Annotated in this window: 15 protein-coding genes; 9 read left to right on the top strand and 6 right to left on the bottom strand. The window is 65.8% G+C overall.

Annotated elements, in window-relative coordinates; translation table 11 throughout:
• Window positions 1–22: 22 nt before the first annotated feature.
• The 5 genes from trpB (at window position 23) to BSZ14_RS05885 (ending at window position 4,844) form a co-directional block, all read left to right on the top strand.
• On the top strand, window positions 23–1,255 hold the full coding sequence (gene trpB, locus BSZ14_RS05905) for a tryptophan synthase subunit beta (RefSeq protein ID WP_042488874.1): 1,233 nt from the start codon (window positions 23–25) through the stop codon (window positions 1,253–1,255).
• Entirely contained in the window at window positions 1,252–2,064 is an 813-nt protein-coding gene (gene trpA, locus BSZ14_RS05900; RefSeq protein WP_076710215.1) for a tryptophan synthase subunit alpha, read from the top strand. The genes trpB and trpA overlap by 4 nt, the downstream gene beginning before the upstream one ends.
• Window positions 2,061–2,915, top strand: a complete 855-nt coding sequence (accD, locus tag BSZ14_RS05895; protein WP_076710214.1) for an acetyl-CoA carboxylase, carboxyltransferase subunit beta — start codon at window positions 2,061–2,063, stop codon at window positions 2,913–2,915. The genes trpA and accD overlap by 4 nt, the downstream gene beginning before the upstream one ends.
• Window positions 2,916–3,001: 86 nt before the next feature.
• Window positions 3,002–4,321 carry a bifunctional folylpolyglutamate synthase/dihydrofolate synthase gene (locus BSZ14_RS05890; protein WP_076710213.1) on the top strand — a complete coding sequence of 440 codons (1,320 nt, stop codon included), beginning with the start codon at window positions 3,002–3,004 and terminating at the stop codon, window positions 4,319–4,321.
• A 94-nt stretch (window positions 4,322–4,415) separates the two neighbouring features.
• Window positions 4,416–4,844 carry a DUF6628 family protein gene (locus BSZ14_RS05885; RefSeq protein WP_042488866.1) on the top strand — a complete coding sequence of 143 codons (429 nt, stop codon included), beginning with the start codon at window positions 4,416–4,418 and terminating at the stop codon, window positions 4,842–4,844.
• Here BSZ14_RS05885 and BSZ14_RS05880 read toward each other — a convergent pair.
• Window positions 4,834–6,162, bottom strand: coding sequence for an AmpG family muropeptide MFS transporter (locus BSZ14_RS05880; protein WP_076710212.1), 1,329 nt, complete (start codon window positions 6,160–6,162; stop codon window positions 4,834–4,836). The two genes, BSZ14_RS05885 and BSZ14_RS05880, sit on opposite strands and share 11 nt — an antisense overlap.
• A 32-nt stretch (window positions 6,163–6,194) precedes the next feature.
• A complete protein-coding gene (locus BSZ14_RS05875; protein WP_076710211.1) occupies window positions 6,195–6,665 on the bottom strand; it encodes a response regulator in 471 nt (156 codons plus the stop codon).
• Window positions 6,666–6,773: 108 nt separating this feature from the next.
• On the opposite strand from BSZ14_RS05875, the gene BSZ14_RS20010 reads away from it, so the two are divergent.
• The gene (locus BSZ14_RS20010; protein WP_083748138.1) at window positions 6,774–8,360 is read left to right on the top strand and encodes a pseudouridine synthase; all 1,587 of its coding nucleotides are present in this window, start codon (window positions 6,774–6,776) and stop codon (window positions 8,358–8,360) included.
• Window positions 8,360–8,896, top strand: a complete 537-nt coding sequence (gene rsmD, locus BSZ14_RS05865) for a 16S rRNA (guanine(966)-N(2))-methyltransferase RsmD (RefSeq protein ID WP_042488861.1) — start codon at window positions 8,360–8,362, stop codon at window positions 8,894–8,896. The genes BSZ14_RS20010 and rsmD overlap by 1 nt, the downstream gene beginning before the upstream one ends.
• Here the strand turns inward: rsmD and BSZ14_RS05860 are convergent.
• Together BSZ14_RS05860 and BSZ14_RS05855 are read right to left on the bottom strand one after the other, a co-directional pair.
• Window positions 8,887–10,161, bottom strand: a complete 1,275-nt coding sequence (locus BSZ14_RS05860) for an MFS transporter (RefSeq protein ID WP_076710210.1) — start codon at window positions 10,159–10,161, stop codon at window positions 8,887–8,889. The genes rsmD and BSZ14_RS05860 overlap by 10 nt on opposite strands.
• A 46-nt stretch (window positions 10,162–10,207) precedes the next feature.
• Window positions 10,208–11,848 (bottom strand): inorganic phosphate transporter, encoded by a 1,641-nt coding sequence (locus BSZ14_RS05855; RefSeq protein ID WP_076710209.1) that lies wholly within the window; start codon window positions 11,846–11,848, stop codon window positions 10,208–10,210.
• Between the two features lie 383 nt (window positions 11,849–12,231).
• Here BSZ14_RS05855 and BSZ14_RS05850 point away from each other — a divergent pair, with 383 nt between their 5' ends.
• Both BSZ14_RS05850 and BSZ14_RS05845 read left to right on the top strand, forming a co-directional pair.
• Complete coding sequence (locus tag BSZ14_RS05850) at window positions 12,232–14,523, top strand: ATP-dependent helicase (protein ID WP_076710208.1); 2,292 nt, start codon at window positions 12,232–12,234, stop codon at window positions 14,521–14,523.
• Between the two features lie 223 nt (window positions 14,524–14,746).
• Window positions 14,747–15,307 carry a glycine zipper 2TM domain-containing protein gene (locus BSZ14_RS05845; protein WP_042488847.1) on the top strand — a complete coding sequence of 187 codons (561 nt, stop codon included), beginning with the start codon at window positions 14,747–14,749 and terminating at the stop codon, window positions 15,305–15,307.
• A gap of 55 nt (window positions 15,308–15,362) precedes the next feature.
• On the opposite strand, the gene BSZ14_RS05840 is transcribed toward BSZ14_RS05845, so the two are convergent.
• A complete protein-coding gene (locus BSZ14_RS05840; protein ID WP_076710247.1) occupies window positions 15,363–15,704 on the bottom strand; it encodes a hypothetical protein in 342 nt (113 codons plus the stop codon).
• 106 nt (window positions 15,705–15,810) lie between these two features.
• Entirely contained in the window at window positions 15,811–17,928 is a 2,118-nt protein-coding gene (locus BSZ14_RS05835) for a prolyl oligopeptidase family serine peptidase (RefSeq protein WP_076710207.1), read from the bottom strand.
• Between the last annotated feature and the right edge of the window lie 70 nt (window positions 17,929–17,998).

The raw sequence follows: 17,998 nt of genomic DNA, 5'->3' as shown, positions 1-17,998 counted from the left end.
GCAAACGCCCAAGGGAAACGAGATGAACGCCCCCAATTCCTTCCGTGCCCAGCCCGACGAGCGCGGCCATTTTGGCGATTTCGGCGGGCGCTACGTCGCCGAAACGCTGATGCCGCTGATTCTCGATCTGGAGCGTGAGTATCGCGCCGCGCAAGTCGATCCGGCTTTCAAGGCCGAATTCGACGATCTGATGACCCATTATGTCGGCCGCCCCAGCCCGATGTACTATGCCGAGCGCATGACCGAGACGCTTCGTGCGAGCGCGCCCGAGGGCAAGGGGCCGAAGGTCTATTTCAAGCGCGAAGAGCTGAACCACACCGGCGCGCACAAGATCAACAACTGCATCGGCCAGATCCTGCTCGCCAAGCGGATGGGCAAGACGCGGATCATTGCCGAGACGGGCGCGGGTCAGCATGGCGTGGCGACCGCCACCGTCGCGGCGCGCTTCGGCCTGCCCTGCACTATCTTCATGGGCGCGCGCGATATCGAGCGTCAGGCGCCAAATGTATTCCGCATGAAGCTGCTCGGTGCGGAAGTGCGCCCGGTCACGTCGGGTGCGCAGACCCTGAAGGATGCGATGAACGAGGCGCTGCGCGACTGGGTCGCCAATGTCCACGACACCTTCTACATCATCGGCACCGCGGCAGGCCCGCACCCTTATCCCGAGATGGTCCGCGACTTCCAGTCGGTGATCGGCACCGAGTCGAAGGCGCAGATCCTGGAAGCCGAGGGGCGCCTGCCCGACCTGCTGATCGCGTCGGTCGGCGGCGGGTCGAACGCCATCGGGCTCTTCCACCCGTTCCTGGACGATGCCGAGGTAGCGATGCTGGGCATCGAGGCGGCCGGACACGGCCTCAACACCACCCAGCACGCCGCCAGCCTGACCGGCGGCAAGCCCGGCATCCTTCATGGCAACAAGACCTATCTGTTGCAGGACGAGGACGGGCAGATTGCCGAGGCGCATTCGATCTCGGCCGGGCTCGACTATCCGGGGATCGGGCCTGAGCATAGCTGGCTGAACGATACCGGTCGCGTCGTCTATGAAGGCGTGACCGATACCGAGGCGCTCGACGCGTTTCAGCTGTGCTGCAAGGTAGAGGGGATCATCCCGGCGCTGGAATGCAGCCACGCGCTGGTCGGGCTGATCCGGCGTGCGCCGCTGATGGACCGGGACCAGATCGTGCTCGTCAATATTTCGGGTCGTGGCGACAAGGACATCTTCACCGTCGCCGACGCGCTGGGAGCCAAGATGTGAGCCGGATCGCCGATACTTTTGCGGCCTGCGCCGATGCGGGCCGCTCCGCGCTCGTCACCTTCGTGACCGCAGGCGACCCGACGCCGGGCGACACCGCTGCGATCCTCGACGCGCTGGTCGAGGGGGGTGCGGACCTCGTCGAACTGGGTATGCCCTTCACCGATCCGATGGCCGATGGCCCCGCGATCCAGAAGGCCAATATCCGCAGTCTGGGTGCTGGGACCCGCACTGCTGACGTGCTGGCGATCGCCACGGCCTTTCGCGCGCGCCATCCCCATGTCCCGCTGGTCCTGATGGGCTATGCCAACCCGATGACGGTGCGCGGGCCTGAATGGTTCGCCGATGCGGCGGCGCAAGCGGGGGTCGACGGCGTGATCTGTGTCGATGTGCCCGCCGAGGAGGACGATGCACTGGGCGTCGCGCTGCGCGGCAAGGGCATCGCCTCGATCCGGCTGGCGACCCCGACCAGCGATGCCGTGCGGCTGCCGACGATTTTGACGGGCGCCGACGGTTTCCTCTATTACGTCTCCGTCGCGGGCATCACCGGCCAGCAGCAGGCGGCGCAAGCCTCGATCGAGGATGCGGTCGCGCGGCTGAAGACGGCGACCCATTTGCCGGTCGCGGTCGGCTTCGGCGTCCGTACGCCGGAACAAGCTGCGGCGATCGGTCGCGTGGCGGACGGCGTCGTCGTCGGCTCGGCGATCGTCGACCTGGTGGGTGAGCATGGGGCGAACGCCCCCGCCCCGGTCCGCGCCTATATTGAAACCCTGTCGTCGGCACTGGCCGATGCACGCAAGGAACTCGCATGAGCTGGCTCAACAGCGTCCGCAACGTCATCCCCTTCGTCGTCAAGAAGGAGACGCCCGATCATCTCTGGCACAAGTGCAAGGGGTGCGGGCAGATGGTCTTCACCAAGGAGCTGGAAGACAATCTGAACGTCTGCCCGAAATGCGACCATCACGACCGCATCGGGCCGAAGGCGCGTTTCCGTCATCTGCTGGACGAAGGCAGCTGCAACGAACTGCCCGCGCCCAAGGTGCCCGAGGATCCGCTGAAGTTCCGCGACTCCAAGCGCTATGCCGATCGCCTGAAGGCGGCGCGGACCAGTGCCGCCGAAACCGACGCGCTGGTCAATGCGCGCGGCACCATCCTCGGCCATAAGGTCGTGGTCGGCGTGCAGGACTTCGCCTTCATGGGCGGATCGATGGGCCTGGCGGTCGGCGAGGCGTTCGTACGCGGTGTCGAGGCTTCGATCGCGGATCATTGCCCCTATGTGATCTTCACCGCCTCGGGCGGCGCACGCATGCAGGAAGGCATTCTCAGCCTGATGCAGATGCCGCGTACCACGGTGGCGATCCAGATGCTGCATGATGCGGGTCTGCCCTATATCGTCGTGCTGACCGATCCGACCTCGGGCGGCGTGATGGCGGCCTATGCGATGCTGGGCGACGTCCAGATCGCCGAGCCCAAGGCGATGCTCGCCTTTGCCGGCCGCCGCGTGATCGAGAGTACGATCCGCGAAAAGCTGCCCGACGATTTCCAGACGTCGGAATATTATCTGGATCACGGGATGCTCGACATGGTCGTCCATCGCCGCGACCTGCGTGAGCGTCTGGCAACCGTGATTGGCTATCTGACTGGATCGCGTCAGGCCGCCTGAGCCGTCGCCTTTTCCCATCGATCGCATTAGAGGGGCGGGCCGAGAGGTCCGCCTCTTTTCATATCCGCTTTCCAAGAGACCGGCCGATGCCCGACCATGCCCGTTCCGACCATCCGGCCGTCCAGGCGCAGCTCGACCGGCTATGGGGTCTGTCGCCCGGTGCGGATATATTGGGGCTGGAGCGGATCACGACCCTGCTCGGACGGTTGGGCGATCCGCAGCATCATCTGCCGCCGGTCTTCCACGTCGCGGGAACGAACGGCAAGGGCTCGACCTGCGCCTTTCTGCGCGCGGCGGTCGAAGCGTCGGGACAAAATGTGCATGTCTATTCCAGCCCGCACCTCGTCCGCTTCAACGAGCGTATCCGCCTGAACGGCCGCTTGATCGAGGATGATGCGCTGGCGGCGGTGCTCGACGAGGTCCTGGGTCATGCCGAGGGGATCGGCGCCAGCTTCTTCGAGGTGACGACGGCAGCCGCTTTTCTATCCTTCGCGCGCAATCCTGCCGCCGCGACGATCGTTGAGGTGGGCCTGGGCGGCCGGTTGGACGCGACCAATATCCTGCCGCCGCCCGCCGTCTGTGGCATCGCGGCACTGGGCATCGATCATGAGGCGTTTCTAGGCCGCAAGCTGACCGGCATCGCGCGCGAAAAGGCGGGAATCGCCAAGCGCGGCACACCGCTCGTGACCATGGATTATGCCCGCCCCCTGCGAGATGCGATCGCCGACGTTGCGACGGCCGCCGGGGCACCTGTCTTCGCGCGGGGACAGGCCTGGTCGAGCACGTCGACGCGTAGCGGCGTGTCCTATCGGGACGAGCAAGGCGAACTTACCCTTCCCCGGCCGGGCCTGACAGGGGGACACCAGTCCCGCAACCTGGCGCTGGCGGTGGCGATGCTACGGCATCAGCAGGCCCTGACCGTCTCGGATGAGGCTCTCAAGCAGGCGGCGACCGGCGCCCGATGGCCCGCCCGGATGCAACGTCTGGGGCGTGGGCCGCTGACGCAGGTGCTCCCCGTTGAAACCCAATGCTGGTTGGACGGCGCGCATAATCCTTCCGCTGCAACACCGGTGGCGCGGACCATGGCGGCCTGGCGTTCCGAGGGGCCAAGCGCACTCGTTCTTGGGATGCTGGCGAACAAGGAGGCCGGGCCGGTCCTGGAAAAGCTGGGCAGCATGGTCGACCTGATCGTCACCGTGCCCGTACCCGATCACGTGTGTCACGCACCCGACAGCCTGGCGGAACAGGCTCGCGCCCTGGGACTGAAGGCAATTTCGGCCGGTGATCCTTCCCAAGCGCTCGCCCTTATCGCCGAACGGCTCGACACCCCGGCGCATGTCCTGATCGCTGGTTCACTATACCTGGCCGGACAGGTCCTCGCCGAGAATGACGAGACGCCGCAATGATGCGACGAGGCGACTGCACCACCTTCCTTATTTGCGATTGACTATCAATAGCGACCGTATAGCATGGGGACCGTAATCACGGAGTCCCTCGCCGATGGCCGAAACCACCACCCTTGCCGCAGCTCTGCCTCACATGCTGCCGGCCTGCCCCCACGCCCGGATTGCCCTGTTCGCGATACGTCGGATGGGCGCACATGGGCTGGCGGATGCCCGCGCGTCGCACACGCTGTTCACCATGTTCGGGCAGGACTTCCGGCGCCCGCTGATCCTGATGCGGACGCTGATGGCCGATCTGGCCGCCCATGCCTCGGGCCAGATCGCCATCGCGCCGTGCTGCTGCGCGCGGATGACGGCGGCAGAGGCGGCGCTGATGACCATCCTGTCCCAGATGGAAACGGCACCGCAAAAGGCGCATTTCCTGATGACCGATCTGCTCGGCGTTCGGCGGGTCGACAGCGTCCTGGCGAGCGCCGCCGCCGTCGCGGCAGCCTTCGCGGACGAGGGGCGGCCGATCAGTTACTGACTGGTGCCTCATGACGGGCGTCGCCCTCTCCGGCGACGCCTGCGCTGCCGATCGAGCGATCGACCAGGCCCGACCGCGCCATCCACCAGAACAGCAGGACACCCGGCACCGCGACGACCGTGGTCAGCAGGTAGAAGTCGACATAACCGAACTGCTCGACCAGCGCCCCGGCCGTCGTACCGCTCAGGATACGCCCGACCACGCTCGCCGCCGCCGAGATCAGCGCATATTGCGCGGCGGTGAAGCGCAGGTCGGTCAGCGCGGAGAAATAGGCGACGACGGTAACCCCGCCGATCCCGCTCGAGAAGTTCTCGAACCCGATCGCGCCCGCCATGCCCCAGTTGGAATGGCCCAGTGCGGCCAGGCCCGCAAAGGACAGGTTGGAGACGGCCATCAGGATCAGGCTGATGAGCACCGATCGCTTCATGCCCAGCCGTGCGTAGAGGACGCCGCCGACGAAGACGCCGATCAGCAATGCCCAGAAGCCGACACCGACGTCGTACAGCGCGATCTCGTCCTTGCTGAACCCCAGATCGTTGAACAGCAGGCGGAAGGTCAGGTTGGCGAGCGTATCGCCGATCTTGTGGACCAGGATGAAGGCCAGAATGACAAATGCGCCCTGACGACGGAAAAACTCGGCAAAGGGGCCGACGACCGCGCGGACGATCCCCTCGGCCGGACGCTTGGCGGTGATTTCGTTATGGCGCTTCGGCTCGCCCATGAAGAGCGCGGTCAGCACGGCGGGCAGCGCAAAGGCGCAACTGACCATATAGGCCACGCTCCACCCCGCACGGGTTGCGATGACCAGCGAAAGCGAGGCGACCAGCGCCGAGCCGATCCGCCAGCCATATTGGCCCATGCCCGCCCCCACGCCCAGTTGGCGCGGCTCCAGCAATTCGATGCGATAGGCGTCGATCACGATGTCGAAGGTTGCCCCCGCAACCCCCAGCGCCAGGGCCGCCATCGCCGTCTGCGCCAGCGACACGCGTGGATCGGCCAGGCCCAGACCGATCGCCGCCGCGCAGACCAGGCCTGCCACGACCAGCAGCCACGAGACACGCTGGCCCAGCCGGTGGAGAACGGGGATCTTCACCCCCTCGACAATCCAGGCCCAGAGCCATTTCAGATTATAGGCCAGGATGACGAGCGCAAAGGCGGTGACGCTCTTCTTCTCGATCCCCGCTTCCGCCAAGCGGCTGGCCAGCGTGGCGTTGATCATGGTCAGCGGAAAGGCCGACGATATGCCGAGCGCAAGCGAGGCCAGCGGTGCGGGCTCGACATAGGGCCGCACTCCATCCAACCAACGCGCACTCGCCATAGACCCGCTCACCCTATCGGAAAGCGGGGACCCTATAAGGCTTGGCCATCAGGGGCAACGGGGCCGGACGATCCGGTTCGGGCGAAAAGACGAAAGCCCGATGGCAGGCGGCCCGGCGCCTTGCCTGCACGGCGCTCCTCGATCGCATCGATCGCACCCAGCAGCTCGCGTGAGCCATAGGGCTTCATCAACAGACCTTCGGCGAGTTGCTCGACGCCATCGGGCGGCGTGCCGGTGATGAACAGGACGGGAATGTCGCGGGCATGGGCCGCCCGTGCAACATCGACGCCGCTGCCGTCCGCCAGCCGCACATCCGCCAGGACCAGATCGATCCCGGCACCGCCATCGATCAGGGTGACGGCCTTGCTGACCCGGTCGACGGTGGCGACCACCTCGTACCCGGCATCGGTCAGGACGTGTTCGGTATCGAACGCGACCAGCGGCTCGTCCTCGACGACGAGCAGTTTGACCAGCTGTCGTTTCTTGCGCCCGAACAATCTCATCCCTCTACCGGCCTGTCCTGCTGTCCCGCTCGCTCGCGTAACGCTTTGTCCGCCGGAAACGACGCAATTAATTTCCTTTGGTCGACACCCTCTGTATCAGCGTGGATCATGACATCAGATCAACGTATAGCAAAGCTGCTCGCGCGGGCAGGAGTCGCGTCGCGCCGCGAGGTCGAGCGGATGATCGCCGAGGGCCGGATCGCCCTGAACGGCGTGACCATCGACACCCCTGCGACGCTTCTGTCCACGCTCGACGGGGTGACCGTGGATGGCGAACCCGTCGCGGCGCCCGAGCCGACACGCCTGTTCCTGTACCACAAGCCAACCGGGCTGCTTGTCACCGAGCATGATCCCGCCGGGCGGCCGACCATCTATGACCGCCTGCCCGAGGGATTGCCGCGTCTGGTGCCGGTCGGACGGCTCGATCTCAACACCGAGGGGCTGTTGCTGCTGACCACCGATGGCGGGTTCAAGCGCCAGCTGGAACTGCCCGCGACCGGCGTCGAGCGCACCTATCGCGCCCGCGCCTACGGCGACATCACCCAGGCCCAGCTGGAAGAGCTGATCCACGGGATCGAGATCGACGGCATCCGCTACGGCCAGATCGATGCCAATCTCGAGCGGCGGACCGGTGCGAACGTCTGGATCGAGATGACGCTGCGCGAGGGCAAGAACCGCGAAGTTCGCCGTGTGCTCGAGCATCTGGGGTTGCAGGTCAGCCGGTTGATCCGTCTGCGCTACGGTCCCTTCGTTCTGGACGAACTGCCGGTGGGTGACATCGGTGAGGTACGAGGTGCCGATATCGTCGAGTTCCGGCGATCGCTGGAAGGCGGCATCCCCGCCGACGCGATCAAGCCTGCGAAGATCAAGCCCGGCTTTCGCACGCCGCCGACGCGCGCTGCGAGTGAACGCCCGGCCCGCGCCGGATCGGGCGAGGCCCGTGGTGGAGCAAGCGACCGCCCACGGGCGCAGGAGCGGATGGGGGCCGGTGAGCGGAGCCGCCGTGACGAAGGACGTCCGTCATCGGCCTATGGCAGGGGCGATCGTCCGGCCCGTGAAGGCGTCCGAACCGACCGACCGCGCGAAGGCGTGAAGCCCTATGGCAAGGCGCCGACGAACGAACGACCCGGCTTTGGTGGGCAGCGCTCATTCCGCTTCGACGATCGTGCCGAACGTCCTGCGCGTGACGGTGTTCGCTCCGATCGGCCGCGATCGGGTTCCAAACCCTTTGCGAAATCCCCGACGGGCGAACGGCCGGGCACCAGCGGCCAGCGGCCGGCACGTTTTGATGACCGGGCCGAGCGGCCCGCCCGTGAGGGTGCGCGTTCCGATCGATCGCGTCGCGATGCCAGGCCTTACGGCAACGGTGCCCCCGGCGAACGCTACGGATCGGGTGGACAGCGGCCATCGCGCTCGGAAGACCGGGGCGACCGTCCGCCACGGGACGGCGCGCGCTTTGACCGTTCGCGCGGCGACTCCAAACCCTTTGCCAAGCCAGCCAGCGGAGAACGCTCGGGTCCCGGGGGGCAGCGCCAGCCGCGCTTCGACGATCGCGGTGATCGCACCGCCCGTCCGTCGCGCGGCCCACAGGGCTCGTCCGGTCGTTCCGGTGGCTCGTCGCGGCCGGACTCGCGTGGCGGAGGACGCCCGAACGGTGGCGGCTCGCGTCCCGGTCGGCCAGGAGGGCACCGCTGATGCGCGTGATCGCCGGACAATGGCGCGGACGCCCGCTTGTCGCGCCCAAGGGTGACGTGACCCGCCCCACCGCCGACCGGACGCGCGAGGCCTTGTTCTCGATGCTGACGGCCCGGCTGGGCGATTTCGAGGGGCTGGCGGTCGGCGATTTCTTTGCCGGATCGGGTGCGCTGGGGATCGAGGCGCTGTCGCGCGGGGCGGCGTCCTGTCTGTTCGTCGAGCAAGACCGCGCCGCACTCGACGCACTGCGGGCCAATCTCGCCAGGCTGGAGGCCAAGGGCGATGTCCGCGCCTCGTCGGTAATGGCACTGGGGCCTGCGCGCGCGCCGCTCGACCTGATCCTGATGGATCCGCCCTATGCGACGGGTGCGGGCAGCGTCGCGCTCGACAAGCTGGCCCGGCTCGGCTGGGTGGGTGCCGGCACCTGGGTCAGCATCGAGACGGCCAAGCAGGAAGACGTCGAGATTGCGGGCTTCACCGTCGACGCCTCGCGCGTTCACGGCAAGGCGCGGCTGACCCTGCTCCGTCAGGCCTGATAGGCACCGCGCCCGCGCATCAGGGCGAGCCCGGCGAGGCTGAGCAGACCGGCGGCGACCAGATAGCCGCCGACGAAGTTCAGCCCGCCGCGCTCGGTCAACGCCTGCGCCGCGATCGGGGCGATGGCGCCGCCGATGATCCCGCCCAGGTTGAACGTCATCGACACGCCGGTATAGCGCACCCCGGCCGGAAACAGCGCAGGTAGCCAGCCGCCGAGCGGGCCGTATGCAAAGCCCATGACGAACAGCGCCGCCGCCAGCCATACGAAGACGATCGCGAGCGACCCCGATCCCAGCATCGGCCCCATCGCGATCCCGACCAAGACGCAGCCCGCAAAGCCCAGCCGCAGCATGAAGGGCGCACCATGCCGGTCGGCCATTACGCTGGCGACGACGACGCCGAGCGCCAGGAACAGAATCGCAACCAGCTGGATGCCCAAAAACGCCTCGCGCGGGTAACCGAGCACTGTCGTTCCATGCCCGAGCGCAAAGGCGGTTGCGAGGTAGAAGATCGCGAAACAGGCCACCACCCCGCCCGTCCCGGCCAGCAGCGCGCGGCCATGCCCCTGGAGCAGCGTCGCGATCGGCACGCGTGGCAACGCCTCGGCCTTCTTGGCTTCGGCAAAATCGGGCGTCTCGGTCAGGCGCAGGCGGACCCACAGGCCCAGCAGCACCAATACCGCGCTCGCCAGGAACGGCAGGCGCCAGCCCCAGGCGCGGAATTGTTCGTCGGTCAGGATCAGGCCAAGGATCAGGAAAAAGCCGTTGGCCAGAATGAAGCCGACCGGCGCGCCGAGCGGCGGGAACATGCCCCAGGTGTTGCGCTTGCCCGGCGGGGCATTTTCCACGGCGAGCAAAGCGGCTCCGCCCCATTCGCCGCCAAGCCCAAGCCCCTGCCCCAGTCGCGCGATGCACAGCAGCAGCGGCGCGATCCATCCGGCCTGCGCATAGGTCGGCAGGAAGGCGATGGCGACGGTCGATCCGCCCATCAGCATCAGGCTGACCACCAGGGTCGATTTCCGCCCCACCCGGTCGCCGAAATGGCCGAAGGCGATGGCGCCCACCGGGCGCGCGACAAAGGCGAGGCCGAAGCTGGCATAAGACAGCAGCAACTGCGCCGTCGCCGAGGAAGCCGGAAAGAATAGCGGCCCGAACACCAAAGCCGCCGCCGTGGCATAGATATAGAAATCGTAGAACTCTACAGCCGTGCCGGTCAGGCTGGCCAGCAGGATATGGCGGTGCGACGGAGGCGAGGCATGGGTCATGCCTCGCTCGTGCAGAAGCGGACGCCCGGCGTAAAGCCTTATCCGCCTACCCCGCCAGCGTGCGGGCCAGTTGCAGCAGCAGCCAATACAGGGTGCCCGACAGCAGCATCGCGGCCGGCAGCGTCAGGACCCAGGCGAGCAGCATGTTGCGGATCGTCCGGAACTGAAGTCCCGCCCCATTGGCAACGGACGCCCCGGCAACGCCGGAGGTCAGGATATGGGTGGTCGACACCGGACGGCCGATATATTCCGCACCGAAGATCGTGGCGGCCGTCATCAGCTCGGCCGCGGCACCCATGCCATAGGTCAGGTGCGTCTTGCCGATGCGCTCGCCGACCGTCACGACGATGCGTCGCCAGCCGACCATGGTGCCCAGGCCCAGCGCCAGGGCGACCGTGACCTTCACCCATAGCGGGATATAGCGGGTGCCCCGCTCCAGCGACCCGGCATAGCTGTTCAGCGACTCGATCTCGGCGGCGGTGAAGCGCTGCTTGGCCGTCTCGCTCTTCGTCACCAGGCGGGTGGTGTCGAGGACCAGATACATGTCGTTGCGAAGATTGGGCACGACGGCGGCGGGAACGCGGCTGAACGTGCCATAATTGCCGATCCGCTCGCCGATGTCGCGGGACAGTTCGGACAGGCCCGCATAGACCTTGGGCGTATCGATCGCCTTTTTCCGGACGCCGTCGACGACGTCTGCACGCGCCTGATCGACCGAGATGGTGCCTTGTTCGCCGTGCACGGCATAGGCGGTCGCGGCGACCTGGGCGCTGCGCACGAAGGCGGGCATCGCGCTCTCCGGTAGCGTCCGGTTCAGTGCATAGGCGGTCGGCGCGCAACCGATCAGGATCAGCATGATCAGTCCCATGCCCTTCTGCCCGTCATTGCCGCCATGCGCGAAGCTGACCGCCGTGCAGGTAAAGATCAGGAGCGCACGGATGCCGCGTGGCGGCGGCGTGTCGCCCTCCGGCTCGCGGTAAAGTCGCTTGTCGCGCAGGAAGCGCTTCATGACGAGCAGCAGCATCAGCGCACCGGCAAACCCGATCAGCGGGCTGAACAGCAGCGCGGACAGGACCTTCCAAACCTGCGCCATATCGACCCCGGACGTGCCGGGAATGCTGGACAGCAGCTGATTGGCGAGCCCCACGCCCAGGATCGAGCCGATCAATGCATGGCTCGACGAATTGGGCAGTCCGACGGCCCAGGTCGCCAGGTTCCAGAGGACAGCAGCCAGCAGCAGCGCGAAGATCATCGCGAACCCGCCGGCCGAGCCGACATGCAGCATCAGGTCGATGGGCAACAGCGTGATGATCGAATAGGCGACGGCCCCGGTGGAGCTTAGAACGCCTAGAAAATTGAAGAAACCGGACCAGACAACGGCCAGCGGTGCAGGCATCGAATGGGTGTAGATGACGGTCGCGACAGCATTCGCGGTATCGTGGAAGCCGTTCACGAACTCGAAGCCCAGCGCGATCAGCAGCGCCAGCCCCAGAAAAGCGAACACGCCCATCGCCATAGGCTCACCAACGCGGGCGGTGTCGACCGCAATGCTATAGCCGGCATAGGCAAGGCCACCGATCAGCAGGGCGGTAAACACCCAGCGGCCCATCGGATGGAGCCCGGCATCGAGGCGCGGCCCGCGAACGCGGGATTCGGATTGGCCACCGGCGAGCGCATAGGATGTCATGGCCAATCGCGTTGCGCCTTTCCGGTGACATTTTCATGACGGCGGCCCGGTCCCTTCGGGGCCACGCTGTCTCCCATCGGAACGCGACCGGGCGGTGGATCGAGCCGCCCGGTCGAGTGCCGTTCACGCTTTTAGTCCTTGCTGGCCAGCGCGACCGGGGCAGCGGTTGGCAACGCCGCGACCTTCTCGTCGCTGCGTCCATCATCATCTCCCGACGGCAGCGTGTGATGTCGGCATTGCGGCGTAGATCGAGATCGGTATGACGGACGTGTCGCTTTCGCGTGGCACAAAAGACGGCACGATGACGCATCCCGCGATGAAACAGGGCCAAGCCGAAATCACGGGTGGTTGCCCCCGCCGCAAACGTTCCCTAACTGTTCGCGATGACCGTGCCTCCCACCGATCCCGCCGCTTCGCTGGCCGACTATCCCTATCTTCGGACGTTGAATCCCGCGCAGCGTGAGGCGGTGTTGACCACCGATGGGCCGGTACTGGTGCTGGCGGGCGCAGGAACGGGCAAGACGGCGGCGCTGACCGCACGGCTGGCGCACCTTCTCTACACGCGTAAAGCCTGGCCATCGGAGATCCTGTCGGTCACCTTCACCAACAAGGCCGCGCGCGAAATGCGCGAGCGCGTCGGGCGGCTGGTCGGGGATGCGGTGGAGGGGATGCCATGGCTGGGCACCTTCCACGCGATCGGCGCCAAGATGCTGCGTCGCCATGCCGAACTGGTCGGGCTACAGTCCAATTTCACCATCCTCGACACCGACGATCAGCTACGGCTGCTCAAGCAGCTTATCGTCGCAGCGGACATTGATGAGAAGCGCTTTCCGGCGCGCGCTTTGGGTGGCCTGATCGACGAGTGGAAGAACAAGGGCCTGGTCCCCGGCGATATCGACGCGGGCGAGGCCGAGCGTTACGCCAATGGCCAGGGCGCCGAGCTGTATCGCCAATATCAGGACCGGCTGCGCAGCGTGAACGCCTGTGACTTCGGCGACTTGCTGCTCCACATGCTGACCATCCTGAAGACGCACCGCGACGTGCTGGACCAGTATCAGCAGCGTTTTCGCTATATCATGGTGGACGAGTATCAGGATACCAACAGCGTCCAGTATCTCTGGCTGCGGCTGCTCGCCCAGGCGCGCAAGAATATCGCCTGTGTCGGTGACGACGACCAGTCCATCTATTCCTGGCGTGGCGCGCAGGTAGAGAATATCCTGCGCTTCGAACGGGATTTTCCCGGTGCCAAGGTCATCCGGCTGGAACAGAATTACCGCTCGACCCCGCATATCCTGGGCGCCGCGTCGGGCGTGATCGCCAACAATGGCGGGCGGCTCGGCAAGACGTTGTGGACCGAACTGGACGTCGGCGAGAAGGTTCAGGTGCTGGGGGTCTGGGACGGCCCGGAGGAAGCGCGGCGGGTCGGCGAGGAGATCGAAGCCGCGCGACGGTCGGGTACGTCCTACGACAATATCGCCATTCTCGTCCGCGCCTCGCACCAGACCCGCGAATTCGAGGATCGCTTCATCGCGATCGGCCTGCCCTATCGGATCGTCGGCGGCTTCCGCTTCTATGAGCGGGCCGAAATCCGCGATGCGCTCGCTTACCTGCGCATCGTCAACCAGCCATCGGACGATCTGGCATTCGAGCGGATCGTCAATGTTCCCAAGCGCGGGCTGGGTGACAAGGCGCTGGCCAAGATCCATCAACTGGCGCGGGCCGAAGGACTGCCGCTGACGATCGCCTCGGCACGTATCCTCGACACCGATGAACTGACCCCGCAGGCCCGGCGGAGCCTGGGCAATCTGATCGGCGACATCGCCCGTTGGCGCGACATGGCGCGAGACCTGGCGCATCCGGAGCTGGCGCGGCAATTGCTGGACGAGAGCGGCTATACGGCCATGTACCAGAACGAGAAATCAGCCGAGGCGGCCGGGCGGCTGGAGAACCTGTCCGAACTCGTCCGCGCGATGGAGGATTACGAATCGCTCGGCGCGTTCCTGGAGCATGTCTCGCTGGTCATGGACCGCGATGGCGACCAGCGCGAACCCGAGGTGACGATCATGACGATCCATGCCGCCAAGGGGCTGGAGTTCGATACGGTCTTCCTGGCGGGCTGGGAAGAAGGCCTGTTTCCGTCGCAGCGTGCGATCGACGAAGGTGGTACGCGCAGCCTGGAGGAGGAACGGCGGCTCGCCTATGTCGCGATCACGCGCGCACGGCGGAAGGCGGTGATCCTGCATGCGGCCAATCGGCGGATTTATGGGCAGTGGACGTCGAGCCTGCCGAGCCGCTTCGTCGGTGAATTGCCGCCCGAGCATATCGAGAGCGAGACGAGCATGACCGGCGGTGAAAGCCTGTGGCGGGCCAACTGGTCCGAACATGCCGATCCGTTCGCCAATGTCGGGCGCGGCACCGGGCGCGGGCCGGGCTGGCAACGGGCGGCGACGGGGCAGAATGCGGCCCCCGCCCGTCCCGCTCGGATCGTCGAATCGCGTTCGCCCTCCGTCGGACTGGGTCAGAAGGGACGCGACGACCTGAATGTCGGCGAGCGCGTATTCCACCAGAAGTTCGGTTATGGCGCGATCGCGGCGATCGAGGGTAACAAGCTGGAAATCGATTTCGAGCAGGCCGGGCGCAAGCGGGTAATGGACAGTTTCGTCACCAAGGGGTGAAAGCTTCCACCTTCCTCTCCTCGCAGCGAAGGTGGCAGGCCGAAATCTTGAAGAAGGGGTATCCCGTTGGAGAGATCGGGCTAACTTACAACCTGCTATACCCCTCACCTTGCAGGGAAGGAACGGATGTCGATCCGACTTGGACCGCCGTTCAGGAACCATATTCTTTCGGGACCGTATCGGTCGCCTTCCCCGACTGTCGGGGTATGGAGGGATAGGAAAGATGGGCTTTCGTCGTCTGGCCATTTTGGCGATCACCACCGCCGTTACCGCAACGGCCATCCCGGCGACGGCACAGACCGCCGCGCAGGATGCGCGGTTCCGGGCGGCGCAGGCCCGCTTTGATCGGGAATATCAGATCTATCGTCAGGAGGTGGACCTGTACCAGTCCGAGCGGAACCAGGGCGGTTATGACGATGGCGGCTATCGCCCGGCCCCGCCACCACCTGGCCCCGGTGGTTATCGGGTTGCACCGCCGGTTCCAGCCGATGGCTATGACCGCAATGCAGAACCTTATTACGATCCAGTCGGCGATTATCGCGATGGCTCGCAATATCGCGAGCGGGTGTTGCAACCGCAGGATCGCGTCTATGCGGGAACCGATGGCCGCTATTATTGCCGTCGCTCGGACGGCACGACCGGCCTGATCATCGGCGGCGCGGCAGGCGGCGTCCTAGGCAATCTGGTCGGTGGGCGCAGCAGTACGATCGCGACGCTGCTCGGTGCGGCTGGCGGTGCCTTGGCCGGTCGCTCGATCGAGCAGAACCAGGTCCGCTGCCGCTGAGGCGCATGTCAGGCACCGCGCTTCATCGCCAGCACGGTGCCTGACTCTTCCGGGATCAGCCTGGCTCGACCATCATCAGGGCAACACCCTGATATTTCTCGGCATCGCGCTCGAACAGGGCGCTGGCGGCGAACCGCCGGGGCGTGAGGCGCAGCGCGCCAAGCCCGGCGAGCTTGAACGTGCCCATCTTTTCCTCGCGCGGCGGCTTGCCGTCCCGCTCAATTGTCGTCGCATCGACGTACAGTTCGTCGTGCCGCGTGAAGATTACATGGGGCGCCAGCACCACTTCCCCGCGATTGTACATGGCGGACACCGCCTGCATCTTGACGATCGCTTCGAAGATGATGGCGGGAGCGCCTGCCGCCGGTTCAGCCGGACGGCGCTCGGTCGTCGTCATATCGGTCATCTCCTGCATTTGCCGATCCTGTCGCGGTGCAGCAAGAGCATAATTGCCGCATAGGGCCATGGAAAGGCCGGGCGTGCGATACGCCCGGCCCCTCCGGCTATCGCCTGGGAGCGTCCATCAGCTTCTGGGCGAAATATACCATCTGCTGCGCGCTCAGTCGCGCACCTTGCGCAATGTCGGCATCCCCGGAGTGGCCACCGGCCGTGTCCTCGTAAAAAAGATAGGGTATGCCATATTCGGAAAGGCGGGCGGCAAACTTGCGCGCATGCTGCGGCCCGACCCGATCGTCCTTGGTGGTGGTCCAGATATAGGGTTCAGGATAGGCTACACCCTTGCGGATATTGGCATAGGGCGAAATCTTGCGCAGGAACGCGGCCTCTTCGGGCACGTCGATCGAGCCATATTCGTCCTTCCACGAATCACCCGCCGCGATCTTCTGATAGCGGACCATGTCAAGCAGCGGGACCTGGATCGTCACCGCCTTCCAAAGCTCGGGATGCTGGGTCAGTTCGACGCCCATCAGCAGGCCGCCGTTCGAGCCGCCATAGATGCCCAGCTTCTGCGGATTGGTGATGTGCCGCGTGAACAGGTCCTTCGCCACCGAGGCGAAATCGTCATAGATGATCTGCCGCTTGGTCTTGCGGCCTGCATCATGCCATTTCGGCCCGAACTCGCCGCCACCCCGGATGTTGGCGAGCACGAATGCGCCGCCCCGCTCGGTCCAGATCTTGCCGGTCGAACCCAGATAATTGGGCAGCCGGGCAATTTCAAAACCGCCATAGGCCGTCATCAGCGTCGGCGTCGTCCCGTCGAGCTTGGCGCCCTTGGGCAGGACCACGAAATAGGGGATCTTGGTGCCGTCGGTCGAGGTCGCCTCATATTGATGGACCGTCGTGCCGGTCGCGTCGAAGCGAGCGGGCAGTGTCTTCAGCACCTGCGGCGCGGTCGGGCGGCCAGCGTCGAAGCGTGATAGCACGGTCGGCGTCGTGAAGCCCGAGGTAGACAGATAGACGGTATTCGACCGGTCGCTGGTGCTGACCACATCGACCGCCATATTGTCAGGCACCTGCACGGCGCTGGCGGTCCAGCCACTGCCGGTCGGAGCAAAGATGCTGGCCCGGCCCCGGACATTGTCGATATAGGTGACGACCACGCGATCCTTTGTGGTCGAAACGCCCTCCACCGCCTGACGGTCAGTCGGCGTGAAGAGTGCGCGCGACGTAATTTGCCCCGCTTCCAGTTCGGACAGCGGCGCCCAGACTACCGATCCCGCCGGATGCTGGCCCCAGGCGTCGCTCGTCTGGAAGATCACCCGGCCATCGACCAGCCCGGCCGGAAAGGCACGTGCGGGCATGGCGATCGGCTTGGCCCCGCCCTTGGGCGTCCAGAACAGCTTGGTGCCGCCGAAGAAGGTCTGTCGCCGCTCGATCACGACGGCGCGGTTGCCCTTCGCATCGGTCAGCACGCTGGCATAGGTGCCCAGTTCATCGGTCGGCGCACCGCGGAAAATCTCCGTCGCCTGGTCGAGCGGCGCCCCGCGCTTCACCATCTTCACGACAAAGGGATAGCTCGACTTGGTGAGTGTCCCCTGCCCCCAGTCCCGACTGACCAGCAGCGTATCCTTGTCGAGCCAGGCCGCGCCCTGCTTTGAGGTCGACAGGCGGAAGCCGTTCGGCACGAACTGCCCGGTTTCGAGATCGAATTCGCGATATTCTATCGCGTCCTCGCCACCCTCGGACAGGGCGATCAGGCATAGCCGGTCCTCGGGGCTGAGACAGGACAGGCCTTTCCAGACCCATTTCTTGCCCTCCGCCTTGCTGAGTGCGTCGAGGTCGAGCAGCGTTGTCCATTTGGGGTTGGCGGAGGCGTAGTCGGCCTCGGTCGTCCAGCGCCATAGCCCCTGCGGATGATCGGCATCGCGCCAGAAATTGACGATCCGGCCATAGATCTGGCCCGGCATCGGAATGCGATCCTTGGCCGAGGCGATGGCGAGCGCTTCGGAATAAAAGGTCTGATAGCGCGGGTCGTTCTGAAGGCGCGGCAGGGTCTTGGCATTCTCGGCCTCGACCCAGGCAAGCGCCTTGGGTCCGTCCTTGTCCTCCAGCCAGATATAGGGATCATTCTCGGTCATCGCGCTGGTCTGCGCCATGGCAGCCCCCGCCACAAGCTGTCCGGCCAGCATCGTGCCCGCCAATAGTCCACGCCATCCCCGCATCCGTCACGCTCCGTCTCAATCGCGAATGATGCGAATGTGACGTCATCACGTAACTAAAGCAATGCGGGAC

Source organism: Sphingomonas sp. Sph1(2015), from assembly GCF_001970915.1.
Taxonomy (GTDB): domain Bacteria; phylum Pseudomonadota; class Alphaproteobacteria; order Sphingomonadales; family Sphingomonadaceae; genus Sphingomonas; species Sphingomonas parapaucimobilis.
This window is presented reverse-complemented; position numbering and strand designations above follow the sequence as displayed.